The following is a 23,961-nucleotide window of genomic DNA, read 5'->3' on the forward strand; positions in this document are numbered from 1 at the left end:
CCCACGCCGGAGCGTGGGAGCGATCTAGCACGTCAGATCAAGCCGGAACAGCCTTGGCTTTCACTTCACGATCCCATACACGGTGCTGAGCAATCGCGTTGAAGAACGCTTTGAACGATTTGCTATCGGATACCTCCAGCAGGCCCGCATCTTCTTCCAGGCGTAGCAGGCTCAACAGCTCTTTGGCCTCCCCGGCAAAGGAGATGGCCTTGAGGTGCTTGTAGGCTTCCAGGATGAAGTGCAGTGCCACGCCGTCGCCTTTCAGTGCTTCGATCGAAGCCTTGCCACCCGGCACGAAGACTGCGTCGAACGCTACCGAAGGCAGGCCTTCAGCCGATGCGTCCACTGGCAGGCTCTTGCCGTCAGCGGTCTTGACCGGTGCGGAGGTCGGGCCCAATACCTTGGCGTGTGCGCCTTCGGCAGTCAGTGCAGCTTTCATGGCTTCGACCGCTTTGCCGTCCACGCCGTCTGCCACAAGAATGGCAACCTTGCGTGAAACGATATCGCCAGAAAGCAGGTTGACCTGGCTCAGCGCCGGCGACTCTTTTACCGAAGTCTGACGCACTGGCACGGTCCCGGCAGTCGGTGCTGGCAAGCCCAGATTGGCGGCTACGCGGCTGGCCAGTTCCAGGTCGATATTGGCCAGAATCTCGTTGACCTGACGGGCACGAATGTACTCGCGCTCGACCTTGCCCAACTCGAAGCTGTAGGCCGCGATGATGTGCTCTTTCTCGTGATGGCTCATGCTCTGGAAGAACAATGTAGCCTGCGAGAAGTGGTCGCCAAACGATTCGCTGCGCTCACGAACCTTGTGCGCTTCAACGCGCTCAGGGTAGGTCTCGAAGCCGCCATCTACAGGGCCGGCAGGGGTTTCTTTCGGCCAGCCGCCATCGATCGAGTTCGGCTCGTAGGAAGCGCGGCCCTTGTCGATAGTTGTGCGGTGCTGTGCGTCACGCTGACCGTTGTGGTTCGGCGCAATCGGACGGTTGATCGGGATTTCATGGAAGTTCGGCCCACCCAGACGGCTGATCTGCGTGTCGGTGTAGGAGAACAGGCGACCTTGCAGCAGCGGGTCATTGGAGAAGTCGATACCTGGCACGATGTGGCCCGGGCAGAAGGCAACCTGCTCGGTCTCGGCGAAATAGTTGTCCGGGTTACGGTTCAAGACCATCTTGCCCAGCGGAGTGACCGGTACCAGTTCTTCGGGAATGATCTTGGTCGGATCGAGCAGGTCGAAGTCGAACTTGTGCTCGTCTTCCTCGGTAACGATCTGCACGCCCAGTTCCCATTCCGGGTAGTCGCCCATCTCGATGGATTCCCACAGGTCGCGGCGGTGGAAATCGGTATCCTTGCCAGCGAGCTTCTGCGCTTCGTCCCAGACCAGCGAGCACACGCCGAACTTGGGCTTCCAGTGAAACTTCACGAAGCTCGACTTACCTTCGGTGTTGATAAAGCGGAAGGTGTGGATACCAAAGCCCTGCATGGTGCGCAGGCTTTTCGGAATGGCACGGTCGGACATGGTCCACAGCACCATGTGTGCAGATTCCGGCACCAGCGAAACGAAGTCCCAGAAGGTGTCGTGAGCCGAGCCCCCGGTCGGGATTTCGTTATGCGGCTCTGGTTTTACCGCGTGCACGAAGTCAGGAAACTTGATGGCGTCCTGAATGAAAAAGATCGGCATGTTGTTGCCGACCAGATCGAAGTTGCCTTCTTCGGTGTAGAGCTTGACCGCAAAGCCACGCACGTCGCGCACGGTATCGCCCGAGCCGCGCGGGCCCTGAACGGTAGAGAAGCGCACGAACACCGGGGTCTTCTTGCCCGGATCACGCAGGAAGCCCGCTTTACTCAGCGCGCCATGGTCTTCATAAGTCTGGAAATAACCATGTGCCGCGGTGCCGCGGGCGTGAACGATACGCTCCGGGATGCGCTCATGGTCAAAGTGCGTGATCTTTTCACGCATGATGAAGTCTTCGAGCAGCGATGGGCCGCGGCTGCCGACTTTCAGTGTGTTCTGGTTATCGAAAATCTTGACACCGTGATTGGTGCGCAGGGCTTGCTGGGTCGCGTCCGAGCGAAACTGCTCAAGGCTTTCCAGCTTGTCGTTGGTGTTACCACGGTCCAGGGTTTCGGTACCTGCCATTTCGCTCTTGGGCGTTGCGGTTACAGGTGGTGCGTTCTTGCTAGCCATCAGAGACTCCTTATCTCGCCCCAATCATTGAGTTGGGTTCGCTGAATACGACTTCCCTGGCGTAAGCGGGAAATCACGGTATCCAAGAAGTGACCGAGGCCTAAAACAGCCGTTCCCTTTATTTGTCGCACATCTTTACCAACGGTCGCGTTATGCCCGTTGCGCAGGGCAGCCTGCAAATAAATGCTAAGCACAGCGGGCCGGACAGGCTAAAATGCGCGCCCGGCTTTACCCGGCCGAGGTAACGAAGCAGGTGGCGTCCTGCCACTGCGCTGATTTTTTAACGCGCCCCACAAGGTTCGCTCCGTGATCGAGTTTCATAACGTCCACAAAACCTATCGGGTGGCAGGCAAGGAAATACCGGCCCTGCACCCTACCAGCCTGCGCGTCGACGGCGGCCAGGTGTTCGGCATCATCGGCCATTCCGGCGCTGGCAAAAGTACCTTGCTGCGCCTGATCAACCGTCTGGAGACCCCGAGCGGTGGACAGATCGTGGTTGACGGTGAAGACGTCACGGCGCTTGATGCCAATGGCCTGCGCCGCTTCCGCCAACAAGTCGGGATGATCTTCCAGCACTTCAATCTGCTGGCCTCCAAAACCGTGGCCGACAATGTTGCGATGCCGCTGACGCTGGCGGGTGACATGCCCCGCAAGCAGATCGACCAGCGCGTGGCTGAGCTGCTGGAGCGGGTTGGATTGTCCGATCATGCGAAAAAATACCCGGCGCAATTGTCCGGCGGCCAAAAGCAGCGCGTCGGCATCGCCCGCGCCCTGGCCACCAAGCCGAAAATCCTGCTGTGCGATGAAGCCACCAGCGCGCTGGACCCGCAGACCACTGCGTCGGTTTTGCAATTGTTGGCCGAGATCAATCGCGAACTGAAGCTGACCATCGTGCTGATCACCCATGAAATGGACGTGATTCGTCGCGTCTGTGACCAGGTGGCGGTCATGGACGCTGGCGTGATTGTCGAGCAAGGCAAGGTCGCCGATGTGTTTCTGCATCCGCAGCACCCGACGACCAAGCGTTTTGTGCAGGAAGATGACCAGATCGATGAAAATGAACAGCGTGACGATTTCGCTCATGTTCAAGGCCGTATCGTGCGCCTGACCTTTCAGGGCGATGCGACGTATGCGCCTCTGCTGGGCACCGTGGCCCGCGAAACCGGCGTCGACTACAGCATCCTTGCCGGACGCATCGACCGCATCAAGGACACCCCTTACGGGCAGTTGACGCTGGCCATCACCGGCGGCGATATGGACGCTGCTTTTGCGCGCTTCACCGCCGCCGACGTTCATATGGAGGTGCTGCGCTGATGGACGCTTTTCTGAACCTGTTTTCCAATGTCGACTGGTACGAGATCTGGGTCGCCACCGGCGACACGTTGATCATGCTCGGTGTTTCGCTGGGCTTCACCATCCTGCTTGGCCTGCCGCTGGGTGTGCTGATGTTCCTCACTTCGCCGCGGCAGTTGCTGGAACACAAGCAGCTGTACGCCACGGTCGGGTTGATTGTGAACATGCTGCGTGCGTTGCCGTTCATCATCCTGCTGATCGTGATGATGCCGCTCACCGAAATCATTACCGGCACGTCACTGGGCATTCTCGGCACGTTGCCGCCGCTGATCGCTGGCGCCACGCCGTTCTTTGCGCGTCTGGTAGAGACAGCATTGCGCGAAGTGGATCGCGGCATCATCGAAGCCACGCAGGCCATGGGCGCGACGACTCGGCAGATCATCGTCAAGGCGCTGCTGCCTGAAGCGCGCCCCGGCATTCTGGCTGCAATCACTGTTACCGCCATTGCGCTGGTGTCGTTCACCGCCATGGCCGGTGCCGTGGGTGCTGGCGGGCTGGGCGATCTGGCCATCCGATATGGTTATCAACGCTTCCAGAACGATGTGATGTTCGTGACGGTCGTATTGTTGCTGGTGCTGGTGCAGATTCTGCAAACCATCGGCGACAGACTGGTCGCGCATTTCACACATCGTTGATCGAACCGTTGGTATCGGCCCGCCTGTGCGGGCCCAAAGGAGTTGTTGCATGAAAAAACTATTGGCCATATTCGCCGCTGTTACTGCCTTGTCCGCGCAGGCCAACGAAACCCTGACCGTCGCGGCCTCTGCCGTGCCGCACGCCGAGATTCTCGAGTTCGTCAAACCGACGCTGGCCAAAGAGGGCGTGGACTTGAACATCAAGGTGTTCAACGACTACATCCAGCCGAACGTACAGGTGTCGCAGAACCGTATGGACGCGAACTTCTTCCAGCACCAGCCGTATCTGGATGAGTTCAACAAGGGCAAGGGCACAGATCTGGTCGCAGTGGCCAAGGTTCACGTAGAGCCGTTCGGTGCGTACTCGGACAAGTTCAAGAAGCTGGAAGAACTGCCCAATGGTGCCAACGTTGCCCTGCCAAACGACGCCACCAATGAAGGCCGTGCCTTGCTGCTGCTGGCCAAGGCAGGTCTGATTACCTTGAAGGATCCGACCAATATCCTGTCCAAGCCTTCGGATGTCGTGAATAACCCGAAAGACCTAAAGTTCCGTGAGCTGGAAGCAGCTACGTTGCCGCGCGTACTGACTCAGGTCGATCTGGCGCTGATCAATACCAATTATGCCTTGAGCGCCAAGCTTGAGCCGACCAAGGACGCACTGATCATCGAAGGTGCCGATTCGCCCTACGCGAACATTCTGGTTGCCCGCCCGGACAACAAGGATTCAGACGCGATGAAAAAGCTGGTAGCGGCCCTGCAGAGTCCTGAAGTGAAAACCTTCCTGGCCGAGAAATACAAAGGCGCTGTGGTTCCGGCGTTCTGATCCGATTGTACCTTGCGGTTCTCGCGCCAGTGCTCTGCGTCCCTTGTGACGCAGAGCGTCGGGAACACCTTATCGCTCCCACGCTCTGTGCTCATAGTTATACAGGCGCGTCGTGGGAGCGAGCTTGCTCGCGAAGAGGCCGGTAAAGCCTTCAGAAAATAGAGCGTTTGGACCAAGTCGTCGTGAGCAATGCGGATCGCCGCCCCGGTTACTCCCGCAGGAATCTCACAGGCCCTAATCCCTTTCCAGCAGCCTCGGCAATTGCTTCACCAGCTTCTGATTGTTCAGCGGTGCGCGGATAAAGCCTCGCTGCGTACCATCCGGGCCGATCAAAGCCAGATTACCGCTGTGATCGACGAAGTAGTTCGCTTTGCTGGTGTCTGCGGGAATGAACGGAATGCTCACGGCATTGGCCAGTGTCTGGATATCAGCGACAGGCGCCGTCAGGCCGATGTACTGCGGGTCGAAGTAGCCCAGGTATTGCTTAAGCTGCTGCGGCGTGTCGCGTTCAGGGTCGACGCTGACCAGCACCACACGCATGCGCTCGACCACCTTTTCAGGCAGCTCGGTCCTGATCTGCTTTATCTGCGCCAGGGTAGTGGGGCAGATGTCCGGGCAGAAGGTGTAGCCGAAGAACATCAGCGTCCATTTGCCTTTCAAGTCATCAAGGGCCACCGCTGCGCCGTTCTGGTCCGACATGCTCAAGGCTGGCAACTGGCGACTTTTCGGTAGCAGCACAATACCTGCATCGTTAAGTGCCGCCTGATCCTCAGACCCGCTGCCCGGCAGCAACTGGCTGAGGATCAGGCCCAGAACGAGGGCAACAATGGCGGCAGCGATAAAAACGGTTTTCTGGATACGGGTCATGGCATCAACGCGGGTAGTGATCGGCATGCGGCCAGGGATGATGGCCTATATGGCTTCGAGCGCCTAGGGCGCAGTGACATCGAACAGCGTATAGGCCAGCGTCAGGCGTTTCACCTCTGCGGGCAGGTCGCGATCAACGATGAAGCGCACGGGCATCTCGATACGCTCACCCGGCTGTAAGGTCTGTTGGGTGAAGCAGAAACATTCGGTCTTGTGAAACCACTCTGCCGCCTTCCCCGGCGAAATGCCCGGTACAGCCTGGGCTTTCATCGGTTTGTCAGTAGGGTTCTGCGCCACGAAAATCATCTCGTTGACCGCACCAGGGTTGATTTGCATCTGGCTGGCGCGCGGGTAGAACGCCCAGACCATCCCGGCAGAGTTGGTAGCGGTGAACTGCACCTCGATCTGCCGCGAAGCGTCCTGGTCGCGGTTTCTGTCATGCCCGGTCAGCAAAGCATAGAGCGACGGCAATGCAAATCCGCAGATGAACATGATCACCAGCAAACAGATTAAACGCAGAGCAAGCCGCTTGGATAAAAGAGGCTGAGTCATGCCGGGCTCACTTTTTATGTCAGACAGCGTGTCGAAAGGGCTGCGGGCGGCTTCAGAGTAGCCTGCTTACATCAGCGCAAGGTGCCGTATTTATGCGCCAATGTAGGCAAATGGTCAGAAACTGAGCAAAAAACGCTTTGATATAGCCAATGCATATAAATGCGTTTCGGTTATAGCAAAAATGTCTTAGGCATTTAGTTAACCGAGCTAACGTATGACTCTCCATAACCGAACCACGGGGTTTAACGCCCTCAGGAGTCCCCACTGCCATGAACACCGCCGCATTGCGCGAGCAGATACAACTAGCCCATCAACATGAAGCCGAGACCGGCCACTTGCTGCAACAGTTGGAACAAAAGCTCCCACATCTTCATCCCGCCATTCACCTCCCGGATGTCGACGCGAAGGACGTGTTGACGCGTTTCGTCACTGCTTACATCGACTTGGTCCCCGACCTGCTGGACGCTGCTCACGAGGTCGCCGTAGAAGCCGGTATCGAAGGGCAGATTAAACCGGTACTGAAAATCGCAGAGCATTTTTTCGCAGCACCCCCTTCCATCATGGACGGACATGAAGGGCTGGAAAGCCTGTTGGACGAGGCCTATCTGGCACACAGACTGGTCGAGGAGGTGAACGATCTGTACATCAAGCATTTTGGTCAGCCGCTGATACCGTCAAATACCACGGTTGCCAGCGTGATTGCCCACCAGTTGATCGGCGAGCAATTTGCCAACCAGCTGGACGAGGCGGTTCACCATGCCGTCGACAAGCTGCTTGATGATGAAAGTTTCGCGCTGGACTCTGTCGAGGCCTACCGCGAAAAACTGACCAGTCCTGATACAGGGGCAGCGTGGAAGCGCTGGCCAAGCCTGTCACGACAATTGGGTATCGGCCTGGAGCTGGAACGCTCCGTCATCTGATTCAGAGGCCCGAATCAATGTCTTCGCCCGCAATGGAAGGAGCCGGATATCGCTCCGCTGCTACGCGAAGACCCATCCGGCTCCTATCGTCATTCCAGGCTTCAGCCCCAACGTTTTGACTATCAGGCGGCGCCCGAGCCTATACCCGTTGTTGTGTAGATCCGCCCTTCAAGACGACGCTTCAACCCATGCGGCTCAATGAGCAGTCGGGTGCCATGAGCGGCATTGGAACGTCCCCACTCTTCCAGCAGTTCCAGGCACGAGTGGTCTATGTAGGACAGATTGCCCAGTGGCACATGCACGGTACTGCCCTGCGGGATAGTGCCCAGAACCTGAGTCAGCGCAGGCACCTTGAGGAACGTCGCAGCACCGACCAGACGCAGCTCGAATTCCTTCTCGCCCGCCAGTTCGACCACGTTGATCTTCAGGCGCGAAGCCTTGAACGCCAGCTTCACCAGGGTCAGACCGAAACCGACCAGTACACCGGTCAGCAGGTCGGTGAAGATGATCGCCACGGCAGTCGCCACATACGTGAACATCGGCATCCGGCCATAGCGGCCCAGACCACGAAATGCCTTCAGATCGACCAGCTTCAGGCCGGTGTAGACCAGCACACCAGCCAGACTCGCGACCGGAATGCTCTGCAGTACGCTCGACAGCAGCAACACGAACGCCAGCAGCCACAGACCGTGGAAGATCGTCGAGAAGCGCGTGGTGGCACCGGCCTGGACATTAGCCGAGCTGCGCACGATAACGCCGGTCATCGGCAATGCACCGAGCACTCCGCAGAGCATATTGCCCACGCCTTGCGCGCTGAGTTCCTTGTCGAAGTCCGAACGCTGTCCACTGTGCATGCGGTCAACCGCCGAGGCGGAAAGCAGGGTTTCGGCACTGGCAATGAATGCTACGACGATAGCGGCAACCAGAATGGCTGGATCGGCCAGGTTCATCAGGTCCGCCGGACGCAGCCAGTCAATGGCATCGGCCAGGTTGTCCGGTACTTCGACACGCTTGACCTGCAAGGCCATGAACAGGCTGATGCCGGTTGCGATACCCACGCCCAGCAGCGCGCCGGGTACGAAGCGCAAAGACTGCGGACGAAGTTTTTCCCAGCCCCACATGATCAGCATGGTGCTCAGACCGAGCATACCGGCCTGCATGCCGGTGCCTGGTCCGAAGGCCTGGATCAGTGTGGAAGGGAAGGCGATCAGATTGTCCAGCCCGGAAGGTTTGGGACCGCTGTCGAACATCACGTGTGCCTGTGACAGTACGATCAACACGCCGATACCGGCGAGCATGCCATAGACCACCGCAGGTGCCGTGACCCGAAACCAGCAGCCAAGCTTGAATCGACCTGCCAGCAGCTGAAGCAACCCGGCGAGCACCAGAATAGGGCCCAGCATGGCCATGCCGTGCTCGCGTACCACTTCAAAAACCAGTACTGCCAGACCGGCTGCGGGACCGCTGACCTGCAACGGCGAACCGGCTATCCAGCCGACTATCAGCCCGCCCACGATGCCGGTGATCAGACCTTTGGCCGGAGGCATGCCGGATGCAATGGCGATCCCCATGCACAGCGGCAGTGCGACCAGGAACACGACCACGGAAGCGAGCAGCTCCCGTGGTAAAGCGGTTTTCAATGCTGTAATACCCATGACGCTTCTCCGGGATTCTTCAGACGAGGCAAGACGGGCGACGCGCATCCTGCGCAGCCGCCATCAGCTGATAAAGAAGGGCTTGCCGTCAGTCGGACTGGTGATCAGTCGGCTGAAAAGCGTGCTTTCGGTGAAGCCATCGGCGTCGGTCCCGAACCGTCGAGCGGTATGAAACGATCGAGCTCGGCGTCATAAGCCAGGATTTCGCTGGTTTCGATGCTGTAGACCCAGCCATGAATGAACAATTGGCCGCTGGCCATTTTCGCTGCGACCGAAGGGTGGGTACGCAGGTGATGCAACTGGGAAATCACGTTTTCCTGAGTCAGGACCTGCATGGTTTCCAGCTCGCCGCTGCAACTGCAGTTCTGCTCGACCACTGTGCGGGCGACCTCGGCATGCCGCAACCAGGCCTTTACCGTAGGCATCTTGTCCAGGCTGTCAGGGTTGAGCACTGCACGCATGGCGCCGCAGTCGGAATGTCCGCAGACAATGATGTGTTGCACGCCCAGCGCGACAACTGCGTATTCCAGAGCGGTGGACACGCCGCCGTTCATCTGGCCATACGGAGGCACAACGTTACCGACGTTACGCGTCACGAACAGGTCGCCTGGCGAGCTTTGGGTAATCAGTTCAGGCACGATGCGCGAGTCGGCGCAGGTGATGAACATGGCCCGTGGCGACTGGGCGGTCGCCAGCTTCTTGAACAGTTCTTCCTGCTGTGGGAAGACCTCGTTACGAAAATGTACAAAGCCATCGACGATGTGTTTCAACGCTACGTCGGCGCTGTCCGAATGGCTTGATGTGCTTGGCGACGTAGCCGAATGCTGTTTACCGATGTCTGTCATGTCTTCATCCTCTCTGACGGATTGATATGGATTCTTCATGCCTGTTTGACCAGAGCCGGATGTGATCCCTGTAAGTGGTATCACGAACAAATCCCTTTAGCGCTATCGCTGGTGACACTCCGAATTACAGACTAATCGCCCAAGCTTAAGCGAAACTGAATGCGATGGCTCTGGGACGCGGGTTTGCACGATAGTACCAAGTTCGTCACAGCAGTGACATTTGTCCTCCTGGCGGACAAAACGCATCGCAATCGAGTGTGAAGCCGCCACGTTTGTTCAATCCAAGCCGTTTGATTGCCAAGGCATAGCGTTGAGCCAGTAGATCAGCAAACGGTCCTTCACCGCGCATCCGCGAGCCAAACTGACTGTCGTACAGCGCTCCGCCGCGGCTTTGACGAATCAGGCTCATCACATGTTCGGCGCGTTGCGGGTAATGCGTCTTCAGCCATTCGTCGAACAACGGGGCGACCTCCAGCCAGCGGCAGGCGCAGCATCACGTAACTTGCGCTTAGCGCGCCTGCCGCTTTCGCCTCGCTCAGCAGCGCCTCCAGTTCGCTGTCATTGATCATCGGAATCATGGGCGCGCACAGCACCCCGACGGGAACGCCCGCCTGACGCAACACCCGAATGGCCCGCAAGCGAGCCTTGGGCGCTGCCGCCCTGGGTTCGAGGATGCATTTGAGCTCGTCATCCAGTGTAGTCAGGCTGATGAATACTGACACCAGCCGAAGTCTGGCCATCTCTGCGAGCAGGTCCAGGTCGCGCAGGATCAGCGAGCCCTTGGTAATGATGCTGACCGGGTGCCGATAGCGCAACAACACCTCAAGCGTCGCCCGGGTGATGCGGTACTCCCGTTCGATCGGCTGGTAGGGGTCGGTGTTGGCCCCGAGGGTGATGGGCGCGCAGCGGTAGCCGGGTTTGGAGAGCTGTTGCTCAAGCAACGCCGCCGCGTTGGTCTTGGCGATCAGCTTGGTCTCGAAGTCCAGGCCGGGAGACATGTCCCAATAGGCATGGCTGGGTCTGGCGAAACAATAGATGCAGCCGTGCTCGCAGCCCCGGTAAGGGTTGATCGACCTGTCAAAGGGGATATCCGGCGAGCTGTTGCGGGTGATGATGCTTTTGGCGGTTTCGCTGGTGACCTGAGTGCCTTGGGTCAGTGGCACTTCCTGATACCAGCCGTCGTCCTCGGCCACGGACTGACTGGGGGCAAAGCGGTTATGCGGATTGCTGGCAGTACCGCGGCCACGAACCGGATAGGGGCTGGACATCTGGCTTTACTCAAATACTGTTTATGCATACAGTAAAGCATAAGGCCGTGATGGATCACTATGGCTGGCTTGTAAAACACCGCTCGCCTGACGGGCGGTGCATTGGGTTCGTCCCGCGACAGGTCAGGCATCGCCCTCGTGCGTCAGCTCCAGCACGCGGTCAACCAGCTTGTTGATGCCCGATGCAGCCTCACTGATGCTTTTGGCAACCATATAGGCGGGCGTGCTGACCAGTTTTCGTGCTTCGTCTTCGACGATGTCATCGACAGCGCATGGCGCGTGGCTACCGCCCATTTTGGTAATGGCCGCAGCGGTATCCGGGTCGTTGCCGATGGTGCAGGTAACGCCGGGACCGTAGATCTTCGCTGCCAGTGCCGGGGTGATGCAGATCAGCCCGACCGGTTTGCCTGCTTCTGCGAACGCTTCTGCGAGTTCCAGCAGCCCTGCTTCCACCTGACAAGCAGGGCCTTGCAGGGCAAGATCGGAAAGGTTCTTCGCCGAGCCGAAACCGCCCGGGATGATCAGGGCATCAAAGTCTTCTGCATTTGCTTCGCGGATGTCCTTCACCTCACCTCGTGCAATGCGCGCAGACTCGATCAACACATTGCGCGACTCGGGCATTTCCTCGCCAGTCAGGTGATTGATGACGTGACGCTGGGCGATGTTCGGCGCAAAGCACTGGACCTGCGCACCACGTTGATCCAGACGAAGCAGGGTGAGGACGCTTTCATGGATTTCGGCACCGTCATAGACGCCACAGCCGGACAGGATTACAGCCACTTTTTTCTGCATCGATTCGGCTCCTTGTACTTGAGCAATCTAAGGCTTCTTTTAATTCGTCCATTAATTGATCGCTTTACAGGCCGAGTGTTCAGTTCACGCTTTACAGGCTACGCAAAAATGCGTGGGGAAGGGCGGTGCTTGCGATGTCAGGTAGCGGCTGCGCGCTGCCGCCGAGTGAGGCCTGTCAGCCTGCACTCGGGGAAGGAAACGGAGAAATTAATCGTCGGATTTTTTCGTCAGGTCGACGGGCACGGTGACAGGTGTATCCAGATCGGACGCCGCTGCCGATGCACAGAACCGGCTCTTTTCTTCACGCTCTTCACGGGCAATGCGCGCGTTCTTGATGCGTCGGCGCAGCCACAGACCAAGGCCGAGCAGTATCAGCGCACCGAGCACCCAGAGTTCGTATTTCTTGACGTTGCCCAGCAAGCCCTCGAGAACCGCGCCGAAATGGTAGGCCGCCGAACCCAGCGCTGCCGCCCAGACAGCCGCGCCGATACCGTTAAGCAGCAGGTAACGCCCCGGTGGGTAGCCTGACAGGCCGATGGCCACCGGCATGACCGTTCGCAGGCCATACACGAAGCGGAAGCTCAGTACCCATATATCCGGGTGCTTGCGCACCAGCCGCAGGGCCTTGTCGCCCATGAGTTGCCAGCGGGGCTTGCGCGCCAGGAGCTTGCGACCGTGTTTGCGCCCCATGAAATACCACAACTGGTCACCCGCATAGCTGCCGCAGAAGGCAACGAGGATGACGATATTGAGGTCCATGTATCCGCGAAACGCCAGAAAGCCGGCGAGAACCAGAATGGTCTCGCCTTCAAAAAAGGTGCCGAGGAACAGGGCAAAGTAGCCGAATTCGTTCAAGAAATTCTGGAGCATTGTCTGGATGCTGGCGAAATGAACGCGCAGCCTAACGCGCCCAAGACAATGATGAAAGTGTCGATATGTGTCTCGACGTTAAAGATTCTTACAACCACAATGGTCGGATCCTCATAAGGGCCATGACCGCGACGTGCAGTCGCAGGTCGAACCATGACTGTCACACATTGGTCATAATGGCGGCTTATAACTGTCGCGCTTGCCCGCGTAAGCGGGCTCAGGAGTCTCGCCGTGAGCTTTACCCCCGCAAACCGCCTGTTTCCTCTCACTCGTCTGCGCCGTAATCGCCGCGACGACTTTTCCCGTAGGCTGGTGCGTGAAAACGTTGTCACCGTTGATGATCTGATTCTCCCCGTATTTGTCCTCGATGGTGAAAACCGTCGTGAATCCATCGCCTCGATGCCTGGCGTCGAGCGTCTCAGTGTCGATCTGTTGCTTGAGGAAGCCGAGCACTGGGTAGCGCTGGGCATTCCTGCACTGGCCTTGTTCCCGGTAACGCCGGCCGAGAAAAAATCTCTGGATGGCGCTGAGGCCTGGAACCCGGATGGCATTGCGCAACGCGCCACCCGCGCGTTGCGTGACCGTTTCCCGGAGCTGGGCGTCATCACTGATGTGGCGCTGGACCCGTTTACCACCCATGGTCAGGACGGCATCCTCGACGAAGAGGGCTATGTGCAGAACGACATCACTGTCGATGCACTGGTGAAGCAGGCCTTGTCGCACGCCGATGCAGGCGCTCAGGTGATCGCGCCGTCGGACATGATGGACGGTCGCATCCAGGCCATCCGTGAGTCGCTGGAGCTGGCCGGGCACGTCAATGTGCGGATCATGGCCTACTCGGCCAAATACGCCAGTGCCTATTACGGCCCGTTCCGTGATGCGGTGGGCTCTTCGCTGAATCTGGGCAAGGCCAACAAGGCGTCTTATCAGATGGACCCGGCCAACAGCAACGAGGCACTGCACGAAGTGGCAGCTGACCTGGCTGAAGGTGCCGACATGGTGATGGTCAAGCCAGGTATGCCTTATCTGGACATCCTGCACAGGGTCAAGGATGAGTTCAAAGTGCCGACCTTTGTCTATCAGGTCAGTGGTGAATACGCGATGCACATGGCAGCAATCCAGAATGGTTGGCTGAGTGAAGGGGTTATTCTCGAGTCCCTCACAGCCTTCAAACGCGCCGGTGCCGACGGCATCCTTACCTACTTCGCTGTTCGCGCCGCTCAACTGTTGAAGGGGCAATAGCCTCACAGGATCATTCATGAATACCGAAGCACTCATCGAAGCCGCTGTTGAAGTCGATGTTCCGCAGGCGACGCCCGCGGTTGAACCTGACATCGAAGTAATCCCGGCCATTGAGGCACCTGCCGCTACAGTGCCCGCTATCGTCGCTCCGAACCTGGACGACAGCAGCCTGTATATCCACCGTGAACTGTCGCAATTGCAGTTCAACATCCGGGTACTGGAACAGGCGCTCGATGAGTCCTACCCGTTGCTGGAGCGGCTGAAGTTCCTGCTGATCTTCTCCAGCAACCTCGATGAGTTCTTCGAGATTCGTGTCGCAGGTCTGAAGAAACAGATCACCTTTGCCCGTGAACAGGCCGGTGCCGACGGTTTGCAGCCGCATCAGGCGCTGGCCAGAATCAGCGAGCTGGTGCATGGTCACGTTGATCGCCAGTACGCGATCCTCAACGACATTCTGCTCCCGGAGCTGGAAAAGCATCAGGTCCGCTTCATTCGTCGCCGTCACTGGACGGCCAAGCTCAAGGCCTGGGTACGTCGCTACTTCCGTGACGAGATCGCGCCTATCATCACCCCGATCGGTCTGGACCCGACGCACCCGTTCCCGTTGCTGGTCAACAAGAGCCTGAACTTCATTGTCGAGCTTGAAGGTATCGACGCCTTCGGTCGCGACTCGGGTCTTGCGATCATCCCGGCACCGCGGTTGCTGCCGCGTGTCATCAAGGTGCCGGAAGAGGTTTGTGGCCCAGGCGACAACTTCGTGTTCCTGTCGTCGATGATCCACGCTCACGCCGACGACCTGTTTCAGGGCATGAAGGTCAAGGGCTGCTACCAGTTCCGTCTGACCCGAAACGCCGATCTGGCGCTGGACTCGGAAGACGTGGAAGACCTGGCACGTGCCCTGCGCGGCGAGCTGTTCTCGCGTCGCTATGGCGATGCGGTACGTCTGGAAGTAGCGGATACCTGCCCCAAACACCTGTCGGACTACCTGCTCAAGCAGTTCAACCTGAACGAGTCCGAGCTGTATCAGGTCAACGGGCCGGTCAACCTGACGCGCCTGTTCAGTATTACTGGCCTGGACAGCCATCCTGAATTGCAATACCCGCCGTTCACGCCAGCGATCCCCAAACTGCTGCAGAACAGCGAAAACATTTTCAGCGTGATCAGCAAGCAGGACATTCTGCTGCTGCACCCTTTCGAGTCGTTCACCCCGGTCGTCGACCTGCTGCGTCAGGCGGCAAAGGATCCACACGTTCTGGCTGTGCGCCAGACGCTGTACCGCAGCGGAGCGAACTCGGAAATCGTCGATGCGCTGGTTGATGCGGCGCGTAACGGCAAAGAGGTCACCGCGGTGATCGAACTGCGCGCCCGTTTTGATGAAGAGTCCAACCTGCAACTGGCCAGCCGTCTTCAGGCTGCCGGTGCGGTGGTGATCTACGGTGTGGTCGGCTTCAAGACCCACGCCAAGATGATGCTGATCCTGCGTCGCGAAGCCGGCGAGATCGTACGTTATGCACACCTCGGTACCGGTAACTATCACGCCGGTAATGCGCGTCTTTACACCGATTACAGCCTGCTGACCTCTGACGACGCATTGTGCGAAGACGTCGGCAAACTGTTCAGTCAGCTGATCGGCATGGGCAAAACGCTGCGCATGAAGAAACTGCTGCATGCGCCGTTCACGCTCAAGAAAGGCATGCTCGACATGATCGCCCGCGAGACGCAATTTGCGCTCGACGGCAAGCCTGCGCACATCATCGCCAAGTTCAACTCGCTGACCGATCCGAAGATCATCCGGGCGTTGTACAAGGCCAGCCAGTCCGGTGTGCGCATCGATCTGGTGGTGCGCGGCATGTGCTGTTTGCGTCCGGGCATCGCCGGGGTTTCGCACAACATCCATGTGCGCTCGATCATCGGCCGATTCCTGGAGCACACGCGGGTGTTCTACTTCCTTAACGGCGGCGACGAGCAAATGTTCCTGTCGAGTGCCGACTGGATGGAGCGCAACCTCGACAAGCGTGTCGAGACCTGCTTCCCGGTGGAAGGCAAGAAATTGATTCTGCGTGTGAAGAAGGAGCTGGAAAGCTACTTGACCGACAACACCCACAGCTGGCTGTTGCAGCCAGACGGGCGTTACGTGCGCAGCACGCCGACCGGTAATCAGAACCCGCGAAGCGCCCAGGCGACCCTTTTGGAGCGCCTGAGCAACCCGGTTCTCAGCGTACGCTGAAGACGATGCCGACTCGGGTCAGCCACTCCGCTTCCAGCGCGAAGTCGGCCTGAGTCAGCTGGTTGTTTTCCAGCCAGCCTGTGGGGAACTCGGCGTCCAGATTCGGGCCGTCGGCACGCAGGATCACACGTGGCATCTCCTGGGTGCCACGAATGTGGTGAAACAGAATCGCAAAGCGCAACAACACGCACAGGCGAATCAGCTTGATGCCTTCTGCGCCGAAATCGGCGAACTTGTCCTTGGGAATATTGCGGCGATGACCGCGCACCAGCAGAGCGAGCATTTGCTGGTCTTCGCGGGAGAAACCGGCAAGGTCAGAGTGCTCGATCAGGTACGCGCCGTGCTTGTGGTAGTGATAGTGAGCAATGTCCAGGCCAATCTCATGCACCTTGGCGGCCCAGCTCAGCAGTTCGGCGTAGCTCTCGTGTTGCAATTCCCAGCTTTCGGCAACCTGCTCCAGCGCATGCAGCGCCTTGGCTTCGACGCGTGCGGCCTGTTCCAGATCAACATGGTAGCGCTCCATCAGCGAGCTGAGCGTGCGCTCACGCACGTCTTCGTGATGGTGGCGGCCCATCAGGTCGTACAGCACGCCTTCACGCAGGGCACCTTCGCAGTGATCCATGCGCTTGAGCTCAAGCGCATCGAAGATCGCTTCAAGAATCGCCAGGCCTGCGGGGAAAATCGCGCGACGGTCGGGCTTGATGCCGTCGAAGTCGATCTTTTCGACGTCACCCAGCTTGAACAGCTTGCGCTTGAGCCAGGCCAGCCCTTCGGCATTGACCTCGCCAGCGCCGTAACCGTTGGCTTTGAGTGCAAGGCCGATAGCGCGAATGGTGCCTGACGAACCGATGGCTTCATCCCACTTCAGGCGATGCAGCGCATGTTCGATGCTCATGATTTCCAGGCGGGCAGCGGTGTAGGCCTGTGCGTAACGCGCGGGTGTCACCTTGCCGTCGCGGAAGTAGCGCTGAGTAAAACTCACGCAGCCCATCTGCAGGCTTTCACGCAGCAGCGGCTCAAAGCGCTGGCCGATGATGAATTCGGTACTGCCGCCGCCGATGTCGGCGACCAGTCGCTTGCCGGGGGTGTCGGCCAGCGTGTGCGAAACGCCCAGATAAATGAGGCGCGCTTCTTCGCGGCCGGAGATCACTTCCACCGGATGGCCGAGAATCTCTTCGGCGCGATGAATGAAGTCGTTGCGGTTGCGGGCTTCGCGCAGCGCGTTGGTCCCCACGATGCGTACGGCACCGGGCGGCAGACCATTGATCAGCTGGGCAAAACGTTTCAGGCAGTCGAGACCGCGCTGCATGGATTCTTCAGTCAACTGGCGTTCTTCGTCGATGCCAGCGGCCAACTGCACCTTCTCGCCCAGGCGCTCAAGAATGCGAATTTCGCCCTGATTGGCTTTTGCCACAACCATATGAAAGCTGTTGGAGCCCAGGTCGATGGCGGCGATCAGTGAAAAATTCTTGGGTGTTGAGTGCGGCATGGTCAGGAAATCCAGTTCGATAACCGGACCATCGTGCCACGATCCATGCCTGCCGCCAACGCGAAGCTGTCCAGGCAGCGGAAATACCCGGTATTACTCTTGTGAGGTGGCGGATGGCTATCTAATCAATGTGATAGTTATGTCATTGTCGTGCCGATGCTTTGCGTTCTGGAGTGCTCGGCGTTATACACAGTCCGGACAATTGAGCTTACAGGCTTCTGGTCGAAGGCCGTGGGAGCGAACTTGTTCGCGAAGACGGTGTGCCAGGCGACGCCTCTTCGGCGGATGTACCGGCCCTTTCGCGAACAAGTTCGCTCCCACAGGGGCGTCCACTACTGCGTTCCTACACTGGAGGAACGATGACCCCACCTATCGTGCGACGCTCTTGTCACGCGTGCTCTACGGTGCCGATGAAGTTCGCCAGTTCCGGGGTTTTCGGGTTGGCGAAGAGTACTTTCGGGTCGCCCACTTCATGCACCTTGCCCTGGTGCATGAACACCAGCTTGTCGCCCACTTCACGGGCGAAGCGCATTTCGTGGGTCACCATGATCAGGGTCATGCCATCGGCAGCCAGCTGGCGCACCACGCTGAGCACTTCGTTGACCAGCTCCGGGTCCAGCGCCGAGGTGATTTCGTCGCACAGCAACACCTTGGGCGACATCGCCAGTGCGCGGGCAATCGCCACGCGTTGCTGCTGGCCACCGGACAGGCGATCCGGGAAGGCGTCGAACTTCTCGCCTAGCCCGACGCGCTCCAGCATCTTTCTCGCCAACTTCGCGGCTTCGGCCTTGGGCACCTTCTGCACGACCTGCGGGGCGAGCATCACGTTCTCGCCCACGCTCAGGTGCGGGAACAGGTTGAACTGCTGAAACACCATGCCGACCTTCTGACGCAGGGTGCGCAGATCGGCGCGTGCGGCGTCCAGATATTCGCCATCGACTTCGATCACACCATCGTTGATCGACTCCAGGCCGTTGAGCGTGCGCAACAGGGTGCTTTTGCCCGAGCCGCTGCGACCAATGATTGCCACGACCTGGCCCTCTTCGACCGACAGATCGATGCCTTTGAGTACGTGATGATCATAGTATTTATGCAGGGCGGAAATTCTAAGCAGAGGCATGCAGTCTCCTTTCCAGATGGCGCGCGCACAGCGACAAGGGGTAGCACAGGATGAAGTAGCCCAGAGCAACGAAGCCATAGACCATGAAAGGTTCGAACGTAGCGTTGGCCAGCATACTGCCGGTCTTGGTCAATTCGGTGAAGCCGATGATCGACGTCACCGCAGTGCCTTTGACCACCTGCACGGAAAAGCCGACCGTTGGCGCAACTGCGATACGCAGCGCCTGAGGCAATATCACGTAGCGCATCTGCTCGAACGGGGTCATCGCCAGGCTGGCAGACGCTTCCCACTGGCCCTTGGAGATCGACTCCACGCAGCCGCGCCAGATCTCGGCGAGGTAGGCGCTGGTAAACAGCGTCAAGGCCAGCGCTGCCGCTGCCCAAGGCGAAATGTTCATGCCCATCAGGGCAACACCGAAGAACACCAAAAACAGCTGCATCAGCAGTGGCGTGCCTTGAAACAATTCTATATAGAGCTTGGCGGTCACACGCGGGCCGGTTTTTTCCGAGGTACGCATGCCCATCACCAGCAAGCCGATCAAGCCACCGCCAATGAAGGCCACCAGCGACAGGGCAACGGTCCATTGCAGGCCGATCAGCAGATTGCGCAGGATGTCCCAGAGGGTGAAATCCATCAGCTGTTCCTCGATATGTAGCGACGCCCGATCCAGGCCAGCAGTTGCCGGATCAGCAGCGCCATGGCCAGGTAAATCAGCGTGGTCACAATGTAGGTTTCGAACGAGCGGAAGTTGCGCGACTGAATGAAGTTGGCAAAGAAGCTCAGTTCTTCAGTGGCAATCTGCGAGCAGACCGCCGAGCCCAGCATCACAATGATGATCTGGCTGCTCAGTGCCGGCCAGACCTTGCCCAGCGCCGGAACCAGCACCACGTAGCGAAACGCTTCATAACGATTCATCGCCAGCGCTGCCGATGCTTCAAGCTGTCCCTTGGGAATCGCCTGGATGCCTGCCCGAATGATTTCTGTCGAGTAGGTGCCCAGGTTGATCACCATCGCCAGCACCGCTGCCTGCCATTCCGAGATCTGCACGCCCAGCGACGGCAGGCCGAAGAAAATGAAGAACAGCTGGACCAGAAACGGTGTGTTGCGGATCAGCTCGACATAGATCGCAAAGATCGTCGCAAAGGGCTGGATCTTCCAGGCCCTCACGACGGCACCGACAATGCCGAGGCTGATGCCCAGCAGGGTGCCAATGGCCGTCAGTTCCAGCGTGAACAAAGCCCCGCGCAACAGCACATCAATGTTCTGCAGGACCGGTGTAAAGTCGAAATGATAAGCCATTGGTGAATCCTGTTACCGGAAAGCAGTGATCAGAGATCGGCAGGCAGCGGTTGCTTCAGCCATTTCTGGGAAGCTTTTTCCAGCGCGCCGTCAGCCTTGGCGGCGTTGAGGATCTCGTCGACCTTGCCCAGCAGTTCCGGCTGGCCTTTGTTTACGCCGACATAAACAGGCGAATCCTTGAGTTTCACTTTCAGCGCTGGAATGCGCTTGGGGTTGCGCTCGCTGATAGCGACCATCACCACGTTGCCGCTGGCGATCAGGTCGGTCTGGCCAGCCAGGTAGGCGGCGATGGTCGAGTTGTTATCTTCAAAGCGCTTGATGGTTGCGCCTTCCGGTGCAACTTTCGACAGCTCGATGTCTTCGATCGCGCCACGGGTAACACTGATGGTCTTGCCCTTCAGGTCAGCGATGTCCTTGACCGGAGAGTCAGGTGGGCCGAATACCGCCAGGTAGAACGGCGCGTACGCGCGGGAGAAATCGATGACTTTCTCGCGATCCGGGTTCTTGCCCAGGCTGGAGATCACCAGATCAACCTTGCCGGTGGTCAGGAACGGGATGCGGTTGGTGCTGTTGACCGGCGTCAGTTCCAGCTTGACCTTCAATTGGTCGGCCAGCAGTTGCGCGGTGTCGATGTCCAGGCCGCGAGGCTTCATGTCCGGACCGACCGAACCGAATGGCGGGAAGTCCTGCGGAACGGCCACCTTCAAGGTGCCACGCGCTACAACGTCGTCCAGGCCGTTGGCGTGGGCGGGTGTCTGGCTCAGCATCAGGCTGGCAAACAGTGCAGCAAGCAGGGCGCTGTAACGCTTGGTCATAGAAATCTCCGGGCGAAACGTAGGATGTTGGTCCGTCTCCAGTGCACAGCGCATGCCATCAGGCGATGACGTGCCATAACTCAAGCTTTGCAGCGTGTTTATGGTCTTACTGGTCTGACCAGTAAAGGTGTGGCTCGCCCCGCTTTGGCGCGTTGAAAAGCGCTGCCGCCCCAGCACTGGGCGTCGCTTGCCGAATCTTCGGGATGGCGATAAAAGGGATTTTTACTGGACTGACTGGCCTGAACAGTGATGCCCCACACCTCACTCGCAGTACCCGAATCAGCCCTCCGGGCCATTCGCAAGTTGATTGCCGAGCAAGGCTACAAGCCCGGCGAAAGCCTGCCATCGCAGCGCGATCTGGCTGTTTTGCTGGGAGTCAGTCGTGCTTCATTGCGTGAGGCCTTGTCATCGCTCAGCGCATTGGGAGTGGTCAGCGTCCAGCCGGGTAAAGGCGTGTTCGTGCAGTCCATTTCTGAACCAGAACAGCGCACGAGTGGTTTTTCCTGGCCTTTTGAGGCACAAGTTTCTCCGGCCGACACGTTTCAACTGCGTTACGCGCTGGAAGGCTTCGCCGCGGGCCTGGCAGCCGTCACCCTCACCGCTGATGAACGAGACGTGCTTGAAGACAATGTCGAGGCCATGCGTCTGGAATTGCGTGCCGGCGACTTCGAGGCCGCAGCACGGCTGGATTTCGAGTTTCACCGGCATATTCTGGTCGCCAGTGGCAATCAGGCCATGCTGGGGATCGTGACCGCAGGTGCCGACATCTTCCTTGAGAGCCAGAAAATGCCGTTCATACGTGCGGCAAGGGTCATGGAAACCTGGCAGGAGCACCGCAAGATCCTTCGCGCGCTGGCCCGGCATGCGTCGGGGCCCGCGCAAAAGGCCATGCAGGATCACATCCGTGGCGCAGCGCTTCGTACTGGCATTGTGTTCGTTTCGCCTTCCAGCTGAGCCTCTGCCATAACTCCAGTCATGCACCACCATAGCCAGACTCAATGAACCTTCGCTTCCTGAATGACTTGCGGCCCGCTATGATGAGCGTCGTTTTTCGCCTATGACCTCGGAGACTTCCATGAGCAACGAAAAGATCAAACACGTCACCGACGCTAACTTCGAAGCCGAAGTACTCAAGGCTGAGGGTGCTGTGCTTGTAGATTACTGGGCTGAGTGGTGCGGTCCGTGCAAGATGATTGCCCCGGTGCTGGACGAAATCGCCGACACCTATGCCGGCAAGCTGACAATTGCCAAGCTGAATATTGACGAGAATCAGGAAACCCCTGCCAAGCATGGCGTGCGCGGTATCCCGACGTTGATGCTGTTCAAGAATGGCAACGTAGAAGCTACCAAAGTGGGCGCTCTGTCGAAGTCGCAGTTGGCCGCGTTTCTCGACGCCAACATCTGAAGCACTTCAAAGCCCCGCAAATAGCGGGGTTTTTTTCGGGTGTCGTACTAGACGCCTGGAAAATCAGGTGGTACATTCGGCCCCGCAACGGCTTCTCCGTTGCCCCCTGCTAGCCGTCGCCGACGCTCTCCTTTCGATTTAGTACGCGATCCTGTCGCCTTTTCTGCGGCGCGGCCTCATTAAGCCAAAAGCTTAATTCCCCCTCCATACATGATTACGTCATTCCCCATATGAACCTGACTGAACTCAAGCAAAAGCCGATTACCGAATTGCTCGAAATGGCCGAACAGGCTGGCATAGAAAATATGGCCCGTTCGCGCAAGCAGGACGTCATTTTTTCCCTGCTCAAACGGCACGCCAAAAGTGGCGAGGAAATATCCGGTGATGGCGTGCTGGAGATTCTCCAGGACGGCTTCGGTTTCCTGCGCTCTGCAGACGCTTCCTACTTGGCCGGCCCGGATGACATCTATGTCTCCCCTAGCCAGATCCGCCGCTTCAACCTGCGTACCGGCGACACCATCGTTGGCAAGATCCGTCCACCAAAGGAAGGTGAGCGTTATTTCGCTCTGCTCAAGGTCGACACGATCAACTACGACCGTCCGGAAAACGCCAAGAACAAGATTCTGTTCGAAAACCTGACGCCGTTGTTCCCGACTATTCGCATGAAGATGGAAGCCGGTAACGGTTCCACCGAAGACCTGACCGGTCGTGTGATCGATCTGTGCGCACCGATCGGTAAAGGTCAGCGTGGTCTGATCGTTGCTCCGCCGAAAGCGGGCAAGACCATCATGCTGCAGAACATCGCGTCGAACATCACGCGTAACAACCCGGAAGTGCACCTGATCGTTCTGCTGATCGATGAACGTCCGGAAGAAGTAACCGAAATGCAGCGCACCGTACGCGGCGAAGTGGTTGCCTCGACATTCGACGAACCGCCAACCCGTCACGTACAGGTTGCCGAAATGGTGATCGAGAAGGCCAAGCGCCTGGTCGAGCACAAGAAAGACGTCGTCATCCTGCTTGACTCCATCACCCGCCTGGCTCGCGCCTACAACACCGTCATCCCGAGCTCCGGCAAGGTACTGACCGGTGGTGTCGATGCTCATGCGCTCGAGAAGCCAAAGCGCTTCTTCGGTGCTGCGCGAAACATCGAAGAAGGCGGCTCGTTGACTATCATCGCCACCGCACTGGTTGAAACCGGTTCGAAAATGGATGAAGTCATCTACGAAGAGTTCAAGGGTACTGGCAACATGGAGCTGCCTCTGGATCGCAAGATCGCAGAGAAGCGTGTGTTCCCGGCCATCAACATCAACCGCTCCGGCACACGCCGTGAAGAGCTGTTGACCGCTGATGACGAGTTGCAGCGCATGTGGATCCTGCGCAAGCTGCTGCACCCGATGGACGAAGTCGCGGCTATCGAGTTCCTGATCGACAAGCTCAAGCAGACCAAGACCAACGATGAGTTCTTCCTGTCCATGAAACGCAAGTAACTGGCAGGCTGAAACAAAGAATGGTGTCCTTCGGGGCACCATTTTTTTTGCCCGCGCGCCGCCGATTAGCTGCCTTGAAGGGCTGGAGCAGGTACGATGTGCGTCT

The 23,961-nt window shown here is 58.4% G+C and carries 21 protein-coding genes and 1 pseudogene; 9 read left to right on the top strand and 13 right to left on the bottom strand.

Annotation, left to right across the window (positions count from 1 at the left end):
• Positions 1 to 37: 37 nt before the first annotated feature.
• The gene (gene katE, locus ALO64_RS11510) at positions 38 to 2,188 is read right to left on the bottom strand and encodes a catalase HPII (RefSeq protein ID WP_044343826.1); all 2,151 of its coding nucleotides are present in this window, start codon (positions 2,186 to 2,188) and stop codon (positions 38 to 40) included.
• A gap of 306 nt (positions 2,189 to 2,494) precedes the next feature.
• On the opposite strand from katE, the gene ALO64_RS11515 reads away from it, so the two are divergent.
• From ALO64_RS11515 to ALO64_RS11525, 3 genes are read left to right on the top strand one after another with little or no spacing between them, the layout of a single operon-like run.
• Positions 2,495 to 3,502: a methionine ABC transporter ATP-binding protein gene (locus ALO64_RS11515; RefSeq protein ID WP_002551540.1), complete on the top strand. Its 1,008-nt coding sequence runs from the start codon at positions 2,495 to 2,497 to the stop codon at positions 3,500 to 3,502.
• Positions 3,502 to 4,176 carry a methionine ABC transporter permease gene (locus tag ALO64_RS11520; protein ID WP_004666537.1) on the top strand — a complete coding sequence of 225 codons (675 nt, stop codon included), beginning with the start codon at positions 3,502 to 3,504 and terminating at the stop codon, positions 4,174 to 4,176. Before ALO64_RS11515 ends, ALO64_RS11520 begins: the two co-directional genes overlap by 1 nt.
• 49 nt (positions 4,177 to 4,225) lie before the next feature.
• Complete coding sequence (locus ALO64_RS11525) at positions 4,226 to 4,999, top strand: MetQ/NlpA family ABC transporter substrate-binding protein (RefSeq protein WP_002551542.1); 774 nt, start codon at positions 4,226 to 4,228, stop codon at positions 4,997 to 4,999.
• Positions 5,000 to 5,233: 234 nt separating this feature from the next.
• Here the strand turns inward: ALO64_RS11525 and ALO64_RS11530 are convergent, their stop codons facing one another.
• Both ALO64_RS11530 and ALO64_RS11535 read right to left on the bottom strand, forming a co-directional pair.
• A complete protein-coding gene (locus tag ALO64_RS11530) occupies positions 5,234 to 5,866 on the bottom strand; it encodes an SCO family protein (protein WP_044343834.1) in 633 nt (210 codons plus the stop codon).
• A 63-nt stretch (positions 5,867 to 5,929) separates the two neighbouring features.
• The gene (locus ALO64_RS11535; RefSeq protein WP_002551544.1) at positions 5,930 to 6,418 is read right to left on the bottom strand and encodes a cytochrome c oxidase assembly protein; all 489 of its coding nucleotides are present in this window, start codon (positions 6,416 to 6,418) and stop codon (positions 5,930 to 5,932) included.
• Between the two features lie 269 nt (positions 6,419 to 6,687).
• On the opposite strand from ALO64_RS11535, the gene ALO64_RS11540 reads away from it, so the two are divergent.
• Positions 6,688 to 7,338: a hypothetical protein gene (locus ALO64_RS11540; protein ID WP_002551545.1), complete on the top strand. Its 651-nt coding sequence runs from the start codon at positions 6,688 to 6,690 to the stop codon at positions 7,336 to 7,338.
• A gap of 122 nt (positions 7,339 to 7,460) precedes the next feature.
• Here the strand turns inward: ALO64_RS11540 and ALO64_RS11545 are convergent, their stop codons facing one another.
• The 5 genes and pseudogenes from ALO64_RS11545 to ALO64_RS11565 all read right to left on the bottom strand — a co-directional run bounded on the left by ALO64_RS11545 (position 7,461) and on the right by ALO64_RS11565 (position 12,768).
• On the bottom strand, positions 7,461 to 8,993 hold the full coding sequence (locus ALO64_RS11545; RefSeq protein ID WP_044343825.1) for a SulP family inorganic anion transporter: 1,533 nt from the start codon (positions 8,991 to 8,993) through the stop codon (positions 7,461 to 7,463).
• A gap of 104 nt (positions 8,994 to 9,097) precedes the next feature.
• Positions 9,098 to 9,838, bottom strand: coding sequence for a carbonic anhydrase (locus ALO64_RS11550; RefSeq protein WP_044343824.1), 741 nt, complete (start codon positions 9,836 to 9,838; stop codon positions 9,098 to 9,100).
• Positions 9,839 to 10,043: 205 nt separating this feature from the next.
• Positions 10,044 to 11,106, bottom strand: a pseudogene (locus ALO64_RS11555) (PA0069 family radical SAM protein).
• Between the two features lie 123 nt (positions 11,107 to 11,229).
• Positions 11,230 to 11,898 carry an isoprenoid biosynthesis glyoxalase ElbB gene (gene elbB / locus ALO64_RS11560; RefSeq protein ID WP_044320900.1) on the bottom strand — a complete coding sequence of 223 codons (669 nt, stop codon included), beginning with the start codon at positions 11,896 to 11,898 and terminating at the stop codon, positions 11,230 to 11,232.
• A 207-nt stretch (positions 11,899 to 12,105) separates the two neighbouring features.
• Positions 12,106 to 12,768 carry a DedA family protein gene (locus ALO64_RS11565; RefSeq protein WP_005731671.1) on the bottom strand — a complete coding sequence of 221 codons (663 nt, stop codon included), beginning with the start codon at positions 12,766 to 12,768 and terminating at the stop codon, positions 12,106 to 12,108.
• Between the two features lie 231 nt (positions 12,769 to 12,999).
• Here ALO64_RS11565 and hemB point away from each other — a divergent pair, with 231 nt between their 5' ends.
• On the top strand, positions 13,000 to 14,010 hold the full coding sequence (hemB, locus tag ALO64_RS11570; protein WP_004655202.1) for a porphobilinogen synthase: 1,011 nt from the start codon (positions 13,000 to 13,002) through the stop codon (positions 14,008 to 14,010).
• A 16-nt stretch (positions 14,011 to 14,026) separates the two neighbouring features.
• Complete coding sequence (ppk1, locus tag ALO64_RS11575) at positions 14,027 to 16,237, top strand: polyphosphate kinase 1 (RefSeq protein ID WP_005731672.1); 2,211 nt, start codon at positions 14,027 to 14,029, stop codon at positions 16,235 to 16,237.
• Here ppk1 and ppx read toward each other — a convergent pair.
• The 5 genes from ppx to ALO64_RS11600 all read right to left on the bottom strand — a co-directional run bounded on the left by ppx (position 16,224) and on the right by ALO64_RS11600 (position 20,960).
• A complete protein-coding gene (gene ppx, locus ALO64_RS11580; RefSeq protein ID WP_005731673.1) occupies positions 16,224 to 17,726 on the bottom strand; it encodes an exopolyphosphatase in 1,503 nt (500 codons plus the stop codon). The two genes, ppk1 and ppx, sit on opposite strands and share 14 nt — an antisense overlap.
• Before the next feature lie 388 nt (positions 17,727 to 18,114).
• Complete coding sequence (locus tag ALO64_RS11585) at positions 18,115 to 18,846, bottom strand: amino acid ABC transporter ATP-binding protein (RefSeq protein ID WP_044343823.1); 732 nt, start codon at positions 18,844 to 18,846, stop codon at positions 18,115 to 18,117.
• A complete protein-coding gene (locus ALO64_RS11590) occupies positions 18,833 to 19,483 on the bottom strand; it encodes an amino acid ABC transporter permease (protein WP_032074436.1) in 651 nt (216 codons plus the stop codon). Before ALO64_RS11590 ends, ALO64_RS11585 begins: the two co-directional genes overlap by 14 nt.
• The gene (locus ALO64_RS11595) at positions 19,480 to 20,145 is read right to left on the bottom strand and encodes an amino acid ABC transporter permease (protein ID WP_044343822.1); all 666 of its coding nucleotides are present in this window, start codon (positions 20,143 to 20,145) and stop codon (positions 19,480 to 19,482) included. The genes ALO64_RS11590 and ALO64_RS11595 overlap by 4 nt, the downstream gene beginning before the upstream one ends.
• Positions 20,146 to 20,174: 29 nt before the next feature.
• The gene (locus ALO64_RS11600) at positions 20,175 to 20,960 is read right to left on the bottom strand and encodes a transporter substrate-binding domain-containing protein (protein WP_002551557.1); all 786 of its coding nucleotides are present in this window, start codon (positions 20,958 to 20,960) and stop codon (positions 20,175 to 20,177) included.
• Positions 20,961 to 21,209: 249 nt separating this feature from the next.
• On the opposite strand from ALO64_RS11600, the gene ALO64_RS11605 reads away from it, so the two are divergent.
• The 3 genes from ALO64_RS11605 to rho all read left to right on the top strand — a co-directional run bounded on the left by ALO64_RS11605 (position 21,210) and on the right by rho (position 23,855).
• The gene (locus ALO64_RS11605) at positions 21,210 to 21,914 is read left to right on the top strand and encodes a FadR/GntR family transcriptional regulator (RefSeq protein WP_002551558.1); all 705 of its coding nucleotides are present in this window, start codon (positions 21,210 to 21,212) and stop codon (positions 21,912 to 21,914) included.
• Between the two features lie 121 nt (positions 21,915 to 22,035).
• Positions 22,036 to 22,365, top strand: a complete 330-nt coding sequence (trxA, locus tag ALO64_RS11610; protein WP_004655183.1) for a thioredoxin TrxA — start codon at positions 22,036 to 22,038, stop codon at positions 22,363 to 22,365.
• A 230-nt stretch (positions 22,366 to 22,595) separates the two neighbouring features.
• Entirely contained in the window at positions 22,596 to 23,855 is a 1,260-nt protein-coding gene (gene rho / locus ALO64_RS11615; protein ID WP_002551560.1) for a transcription termination factor Rho, read from the top strand.
• The last annotated feature ends 106 nt before the right edge of the window (positions 23,856 to 23,961 follow it).

The sequence above is a fragment of the Pseudomonas meliae genome (assembly GCF_001400515.1).
Lineage (GTDB): Bacteria > Pseudomonadota > Gammaproteobacteria > Pseudomonadales > Pseudomonadaceae > Aquipseudomonas > Aquipseudomonas amygdali.

What these genes read in the sequence shown, in the direction of transcription:
- katE (WP_044343826.1), bottom strand. Translation starts at nt 2,188, where the DNA reads ATGGCTAGCAAGAACGCACCACCTGTAACCGCAACGCCCAAGAGCGAA.
- ALO64_RS11520 (WP_004666537.1), top strand. Translation starts at nt 3,502, where the DNA reads ATGGACGCTTTTCTGAACCTGTTTTCCAATGTCGACTGGTACGAGATC.
- ALO64_RS11525 (WP_002551542.1), top strand. Translation starts at nt 4,226, where the DNA reads ATGAAAAAACTATTGGCCATATTCGCCGCTGTTACTGCCTTGTCCGCG.
- ALO64_RS11530 (WP_044343834.1), bottom strand. Translation starts at nt 5,866, where the DNA reads ATGACCCGTATCCAGAAAACCGTTTTTATCGCTGCCGCCATTGTTGCC.
- ALO64_RS11535 (WP_002551544.1), bottom strand. Translation starts at nt 6,418, where the DNA reads ATGACTCAGCCTCTTTTATCCAAGCGGCTTGCTCTGCGTTTAATCTGT.
- ALO64_RS11540 (WP_002551545.1), top strand. Translation starts at nt 6,688, where the DNA reads ATGAACACCGCCGCATTGCGCGAGCAGATACAACTAGCCCATCAACAT.
- ALO64_RS11545 (WP_044343825.1), bottom strand. Translation starts at nt 8,993, where the DNA reads ATGGGTATTACAGCATTGAAAACCGCTTTACCACGGGAGCTGCTCGCT.
- ALO64_RS11550 (WP_044343824.1), bottom strand. Translation starts at nt 9,838, where the DNA reads ATGACAGACATCGGTAAACAGCATTCGGCTACGTCGCCAAGCACATCA.
- elbB (WP_044320900.1), bottom strand. Translation starts at nt 11,898, where the DNA reads ATGCAGAAAAAAGTGGCTGTAATCCTGTCCGGCTGTGGCGTCTATGAC.
- ALO64_RS11565 (WP_005731671.1), bottom strand. Translation starts at nt 12,768, where the DNA reads ATGCTCCAGAATTTCTTGAACGAATTCGGCTACTTTGCCCTGTTCCTC.
- ppk1 (WP_005731672.1), top strand. Translation starts at nt 14,027, where the DNA reads ATGAATACCGAAGCACTCATCGAAGCCGCTGTTGAAGTCGATGTTCCG.
- ppx (WP_005731673.1), bottom strand. Translation starts at nt 17,726, where the DNA reads ATGCCGCACTCAACACCCAAGAATTTTTCACTGATCGCCGCCATCGAC.
- ALO64_RS11585 (WP_044343823.1), bottom strand. Translation starts at nt 18,846, where the DNA reads ATGCCTCTGCTTAGAATTTCCGCCCTGCATAAATACTATGATCATCAC.
- ALO64_RS11595 (WP_044343822.1), bottom strand. Translation starts at nt 20,145, where the DNA reads ATGGCTTATCATTTCGACTTTACACCGGTCCTGCAGAACATTGATGTG.
- ALO64_RS11600 (WP_002551557.1), bottom strand. Translation starts at nt 20,960, where the DNA reads ATGACCAAGCGTTACAGCGCCCTGCTTGCTGCACTGTTTGCCAGCCTG.
- ALO64_RS11605 (WP_002551558.1), top strand. Translation starts at nt 21,210, where the DNA reads ATGCCCCACACCTCACTCGCAGTACCCGAATCAGCCCTCCGGGCCATT.
- trxA (WP_004655183.1), top strand. Translation starts at nt 22,036, where the DNA reads ATGAGCAACGAAAAGATCAAACACGTCACCGACGCTAACTTCGAAGCC.
- rho (WP_002551560.1), top strand. Translation starts at nt 22,596, where the DNA reads ATGAACCTGACTGAACTCAAGCAAAAGCCGATTACCGAATTGCTCGAA.